This is a genomic window from Rathayibacter sp. VKM Ac-2805 (genome assembly GCF_009834265.1).
Taxonomy (GTDB): Bacteria; Actinomycetota; Actinomycetes; order Actinomycetales; family Microbacteriaceae; genus Rathayibacter.
This window is the reverse complement of sequence record NZ_CP047185.1, coordinates 3591744-3597743: the sequence shown is the minus strand read 5'-3', so window position 1 is coordinate 3597743 and position 6000 is coordinate 3591744. Positions and strand designations below refer to the sequence as shown.

Genomic DNA, 6000 nt, shown 5'->3' with positions numbered 1-6000 from the left:
CTGTCTCCGGTCCTGGGTGCTGTCGCTGTGAAGTCGCTGCGGGATCGCCGTCTCCGCCGGACCCGTCGCCGCCCGCTGCAGGGGCGTCGCGGACCGGGCGCGGAGCCGGGTCTCGAGTGCCGCTCTCTCCACAGGGTTGTCCACCGGCCTCGAGCGATGCCTGTGCGGGCGCGGGAGGACGCGGATCCCACCTGTGGATAACTGCGGCTCAACACCGTAACGAACGGAGCCGACGGGAGACAAATCCACCACAGCGACACCCGCGTGTCAATGCGCGGAACCCCGTGTCCCGTGTGCATGATCGAGGTTTCGCGCCGTCCACATTTGACCGGTGACGGAACAGGCCGTAGTTTAAATCAGTTGACGCCTGCCCGGTGTCGTCCGTGCGGCCCTCGCAGGCCGAGCGGATTCCGCAGCCGGGCACCCCTTCTTCCCGGAGGATCCGAGTCTCCGCCCGAGCGGGTGGTGCCGGTTCGCGCCGCGGAACACGTACGTGGAGATCTGATTATGAGCAAGCGAACCTTCCAGCCGAACAACCGTCGTCGCGCCAAGGTGCACGGCTTCCGTCTGCGCATGCGCACCCGTGCCGGCCGCGGCATCCTCAGCGCGCGCCGCGCCAAGGGGCGCACCGAGCTCTCCGCCTAGCAGCGAGCGGTACCGACCAGCGGTGCTGGCCAGAGCCAATCGCATCGTCCACGGAGGCGAGTACCGGACAGTCGTCCGTCGCGGTGTGCGGTCCACAGGACCGCACACCGTCACGTATGTCCGCCGGTCCTCCGCGGGCGATCCGGCGCGGTTCGGGTTCATCGTCGCCAAGACGGTCGGCACCGCGGTGACGCGCAACACCGTCCGCCGCCGGCTCAAGGCCGTGGCGTTCGAGCTCGTCCCCGAGATCGACCCCGGCACCCAGGTCGTCGTCCGCGCGCTGCCCGGCAGCGCCGACGCCCCCTGGTCGGAGTTGCGCTCCGAGGTGTGGTCCGCGATGGCGCGAGCCGCGCGGAAGAGCGGGTCGTCCTCGTGACCGCTGTGCTCCCCCGCCGCGAGGCGCCGCTCGCCCGGCTCGGGTGGGCGATCCTCCTGCTGCCGCGGAACATCGGCGTCCTGCTCCTGATCGTCTACCGGGCGGTCGTGTCCCCTCTCTACGGGGACGTCTGCCGTTACTACCCCTCGTGCTCCGCGTACGCGCTCCAGGCGGTCCAGCTCCACGGGCTCGTCCTCGGCTCCGTCCTCGCGGCCCGCCGTCTGCTCCGCTGCCACCCGTGGGCGGCCGGCGGCATCGACGACGTCCCGACCTCGATCCCCCTGCACCGACCGGCTTCCGGCCGGACCCGCTTCGCCGTGACGCGAGCCGGGTTCGTCGTGGGCCCTCGAAAGGACTGACCCCACTCCATGGACCTCCTCGGCACGATCCTCTGGCCCCTCAAGTGGGTGGTCGAGCTGCTCCTCGTCGCCTTCCACCAGCTGCTGACCTTCACCGGCATGGAGGCGGCCGCGGGAATCACCTGGGTCCTCTCGATCGTCGGCCTGGTCATCGTCATCCGCGCCGCGCTCATCCCGATCTTCGTCAAGCAGATCAAGAGCCAGCGCCGGATGCTCGAGGTCGCGCCCCAGCTCAAGAAGATCCAGGACAAGTACAAGGGCAAGCGCGACCAGCTGTCCCGCGAGGCGATGTCCCGCGAGACCATGGAGCTCTACAAGAAGACAGGCACCAACCCGCTCGCCTCCTGCCTGCCCCTGCTGATCCAGATGCCGATCTTCTTCAGCCTGTTCTCGGTGCTGAACGCGGCGCAGCACAGCCAGAAGGGCGTGGGCCCGCTCGACGAGACGCTCGCCCGCCAGTTCGGCGAGGCGAACCTCTTCGGCGTCGCGCCGTTGCACCAGTCGATCCAGGGCGCACTCGCCGAGGGCGGCCAGGAGCCGGTCATCATCATCGCCGTGATCATGGTCGTCCTGATGACCGCGTCGCAGTTCATCACCCAGCTGCAGATCGTCTCGAAGAACATGTCGCCCGAGGCGAAGGCCTCGCCGACGTTCAAGCAGCAGCGGATCCTGCTCTACATCCTCCCCCTCGTCTTCGCCTTCTCGGGCTTCGCCTTCCCCCTCGGCGTGATGTTCTACTGGCTGACCTCGAACATCTGGACGATGATCCAGCAGTTCATCGTCATCCGGAACATGCCGACCCCGGGCAGCGAGGCCGCCAAGGCCCGCGAGGAGCGCCTGCGCCGCAAGGGCAAGCTGGTCGAGGAGACCACGGCCGCCGGCGACGTCACCCTCGTCGAGAAGAAGGCCGTGCAGCGCACGCAGCCCGTGAGCAAGAACCGCTCCAAGAAGCAAGCCGGAAAGAAGTAGAGCCGCCATGACCGATCCGATGCAGACCATCACCGACGACGCGTCCGCACCCGCGGACGTGGACGCGTCCGCCGTCGACGAGGCGCCCGAGTCCACGCTCTCGCAGCTCGAGGACGAGGGCGACGTCGCCGCCGACTACATCGAGGAGTTCCTCGACATCTGCGACCTCGACGGCGACATCGACATCGAGGTCCGCAACGGCCGCGCCTACCTCTCGGTCACCGCCTCCGGCGACACGAACCTCCGGGTGCTCTCCCGCCCCGACGCCGTCCAGGCACTGCAGGAGCTGACGCGCCTGGCGGTCCAGACGAAGACCGGCGCGTTCTCCCGCCTCATCCTCGACATCGGTGGCTCCCGCGACGCCCGCGAGGCTGAGCTCGCCCAGCTGGTCGACCGCGCGATCGAGCGGATCGAGGACGGCGCCACGTCGGCCTCGCTCCCGCCCATGTCGTCGTACGAGCGCAAGCTGGTCCACGACATGGTGGGCGAGCGCGGCTTCGTGTCGGAGTCGCGCGGCGAGGCGCGCGAGCGCCACACCGTCATCACCCGCGGCTGAACGGCGTGGAGTCGACCCTCGAGGCCGAGCCCGCAGCCGCTGCGGCGATCGCCGGCGACCGCCTGCCCCTCCTGCGGCGGTTCACGGAGGCTCTCGCCGACCAGGGTGAGGAGCGCGGCCTGATCGGGCCCTTGGAGCTCCCCCGTCTCTGGACGCGGCACGTGCTCAACAGCGCCCTGGTGGCCCCTCTCCTGCGTCCGGGACTGGTGGGTGATGTCGGCAGTGGCGCGGGCCTTCCCGGGCTCGTCCTGGCCATCGTGCGGCCCGACGTCCGCTTCGTGCTCATCGAGCCGATGGAGCGTCGCGTCGTCTGGCTTCAGGAGCAGGTGGACGGACTCGGACTCGAGAATGTCTCAGTTCTTCGAGCCCGTGCTGAAGAGGCGGAGCTCGCGGAGCCTCTCGACCAGGTGACCGCTCGGGCGGTCAGCGCCCTCTCGAAGCTGATCCCGCTGACCGCGCCGCTGCTGCGGCCCGGAGGCGAGCTGGTCCTGCTGAAGGGCATCAACGCCGAGAAGGAGATCGAGGCGGCGGCCAAGCAGATCCGTCGTTTCCGGCTCTCCCCGCCCGAGGTCGTCGTGCTCGGCGACGGCGTGCTCTCCGAGGTGACGAGGGTCGTCCGGGCTACAGTGGGTTGATCGCCACGACGCCGCCGTGAGCCCCCGACTCCTCGTCCGTCGACTCCTCGGTGCTGATGTCCGTCCCACTCGCTGAGCGAAGGTTTCACGTGAAACAAACCGATTCCGCCGGTCTGACCGGAGGCTTCGATTCCTCGACTCCCCTGGCCCGGGAGATCGCGGACATGACCCGCCGGCGCGCACTGCTGAACGCCCAGCCGCTGCCTAAGCCCGAGTCGACGCGCGTCATCACGATCTCGAACCAGAAGGGCGGCGTCGGCAAGACGACGACGACTGTCAACCTCGCCGCCGGGCTCGCCCGCGGTGAGGCGAAGGTGCTCGTCATCGACCTCGATCCGCAGGGCAACGCGTCGACGGCCCTGGGCATCGAGCACCGCGCCGAGACGGCCAGCGTGTACGACGTGATCGTCAACGACACTCCCCTCGCGGACGTCGTGCAGAAGAGCCCGGAGTTCGCCTCGCTCTACGGTGTGCCGGCGACCATCCACCTGGCCGGCGCCGAGATCGAGCTGGTCTCGCTCGTCGCACGCGAGCAGCGTCTCCGCCGTGCGCTCGACCGCATGCTCGACACCATGGACGAGCCGTTCGACTACGTCTTCATCGACTGCCCTCCTTCGCTCGGGCTGCTGACGATCAACGCGTTCGTCGCCGCTCGCGAGGTGCTCATTCCGATCCAGTGCGAGTACTACGCCCTCGAGGGGCTCAGCCAGCTGCTCAAGAACATCGACCTGATCGAGCGGCACCTCAATCCGAACCTCGGTGTCTCGACGATCCTCCTGACCATGTACGACGGCCGCACGAACCTCTCCCAGCAGGTGGCAGCGGATGTGCGAGAGCACTTCCCGAAGGAGGTGCTGCGCGCGGTGATCCCGCGCAACGTGAGGATCTCGGAGGCGCCGAGCTATGGACAGAGCGTGATCAGCTACGACCCGCAGTCGTCCGGTTCGCTGGCGTATCTGGAGGCGGCCGCGGAGATCGCACGACGCGGAGCCCGGAAGACACCCGAGACGGCACACGAAGGAGAGGCACGCTGATGGCGACCAAGCGCACGGGACTCGGCCGGGGGATCGGCTCGCTCATCCCGACCAGCGACGAGTCGCGCTCCCGGCCCGTCGACGTCTTCTTCCCTGATCAGGTCGGCGATTCGGCCCGTGCCGAGGAGCTCCTCGAGGTCCCCGGAGCGCGCTTGGCGCGACTCCCCCTCGCCGACATCACCCCCAACACGGCGCAGCCGCGGTCGGTGTTCGACGAGGACGACCTCGCGGAACTCGTCCACAGCATCCGCGAGTTCGGAGTGCTGCAGCCGATCGTCGTCCGGCCCGTGACGGCTCGCGGCGGAGCGAAGTACGAGCTCGTCATGGGTGAGCGCCGGTTCCGCGCCTCGAAGGCCGCGGGACTGACCACCATCCCCGCGGTCGTCAAGGACACGGCCGACGAGAACATGCTTCGCGACGCGCTGCTGGAGAACCTGCACCGCGCCGACCTCAACCCGCTCGAGGAGGCGTCCGCCTACCAGCAGCTCCTCAGCGACTTCGGGATCACCCAGGAGGCCCTGGCCACGCGGCTCGGACGGTCTCGGCCGCAGATCTCGAACACACTCCGTCTTCTGCGCCTCCCGGCCGATGTGCAGGCCCGTGTCGCTGCCGGCGTCCTGACCGCGGGACACGCGCGTGCGGTTCTGTCGCTCGACGACGTCGAGATGATGCGCCGCCTGGCCGACAAGATCGTCGACGAGGACCTGTCCGTCCGCGCCGCCGAGGCTGCCGCGGCGCAGATGAAGGCGCCGCGGACGACCACGCGTCCTGTGGTGGAGGAGCAGGGCGGCCACTCCGGACACCTCTCGTCGATCGCGGATCACCTCGGCGACCGGTTGAACACGCGCGTCAAGGTCACCCTGGGCGCACGTAAGGGCCAGATGGTCATCGACTTCGCCACCATCCAGGACTTGAACCGCATCCTCGCCGAGATCGGGGAGCCGACCGAGGTGTCGCTCGCCCCGTAGTGGCCGGCCTAGCGGCCGCCACTGATTCGCCGTGCGGCTGGCGTGCGCGTGCTCGCGCTGTGTTCTTGGCCGCAATCGCCGATGTGGCGGTATCCGCTCCCCTCGTCGGCACCGCGATCGCAGATCAGCACGCTTGGGGCGATCTTCGAGATGCCTTGTGAGCTGAGATTTCTCGGTTGTCGTCCTCTCTCTGATTGATAGGCCCTTCTGACCGGTACAGTCCGATGAAGTGGTCCCAGGTTCTGCGGGGCCCTGCTGACTCCGGTCCTGGTCGAGAATACGGCTGGTATTGCCGAACGGTGACGATCGCCGGGTATCTGGGGCATTGATCTCTGGATAGAGCAGCTCACGATGCGCCTATATGGCGGTTGAGTAGGCGTGGAGCGCCGGATCGAGGATTGGCTGAGTTCAGACCTCGTTGACCTCCGGAGTTCGTGTCGCTTTCGGTGACTCGCTGG

The 6000-nt window shown here is 68.4% G+C and carries 8 protein-coding genes; all 8 read left to right on the top strand.

Annotated elements, in window-relative coordinates; all coding sequences use genetic code 11:
* Positions 1-507: 507 nt before the first annotated feature.
* The 8 genes from rpmH (at position 508) to GSU40_RS16800 (ending at position 5542) form a co-directional block, all read left to right on the top strand.
* Positions 508-645, top strand: coding sequence for a 50S ribosomal protein L34 (rpmH, locus tag GSU40_RS16835; protein WP_055784512.1), 138 nt, complete (start codon positions 508-510; stop codon positions 643-645).
* Between the two features lie 22 nt (positions 646-667).
* Positions 668-1021, top strand: coding sequence for a ribonuclease P protein component (rnpA, locus tag GSU40_RS16830; RefSeq protein ID WP_160036028.1), 354 nt, complete (start codon positions 668-670; stop codon positions 1019-1021).
* A 5-nt stretch (positions 1022-1026) separates the two neighbouring features.
* Positions 1027-1380, top strand: a complete 354-nt coding sequence (gene yidD, locus GSU40_RS16825; protein WP_244229684.1) for a membrane protein insertion efficiency factor YidD — start codon at positions 1027-1029, stop codon at positions 1378-1380.
* A 9-nt stretch (positions 1381-1389) separates the two neighbouring features.
* Positions 1390-2349 (top strand): membrane protein insertase YidC, encoded by a 960-nt coding sequence (yidC, locus tag GSU40_RS16820; RefSeq protein WP_104222681.1) that lies wholly within the window; start codon positions 1390-1392, stop codon positions 2347-2349.
* Positions 2350-2356: 7 nt separating this feature from the next.
* Positions 2357-2905, top strand: a complete 549-nt coding sequence (locus GSU40_RS16815) for a R3H domain-containing nucleic acid-binding protein (protein ID WP_244229531.1) — start codon at positions 2357-2359, stop codon at positions 2903-2905.
* A 5-nt stretch (positions 2906-2910) separates the two neighbouring features.
* The gene (gene rsmG, locus GSU40_RS16810) at positions 2911-3540 is read left to right on the top strand and encodes a 16S rRNA (guanine(527)-N(7))-methyltransferase RsmG (RefSeq protein ID WP_104268815.1); all 630 of its coding nucleotides are present in this window, start codon (positions 2911-2913) and stop codon (positions 3538-3540) included.
* Positions 3541-3704: 164 nt separating this feature from the next.
* On the top strand, positions 3705-4574 hold the full coding sequence (locus tag GSU40_RS16805; protein ID WP_104247021.1) for a ParA family protein: 870 nt from the start codon (positions 3705-3707) through the stop codon (positions 4572-4574).
* Complete coding sequence (locus GSU40_RS16800) at positions 4574-5542, top strand: ParB/RepB/Spo0J family partition protein (RefSeq protein ID WP_160036026.1); 969 nt, start codon at positions 4574-4576, stop codon at positions 5540-5542. Before GSU40_RS16805 ends, GSU40_RS16800 begins: the two co-directional genes overlap by 1 nt.
* Positions 5543-6000 lie beyond the last annotated feature (458 nt).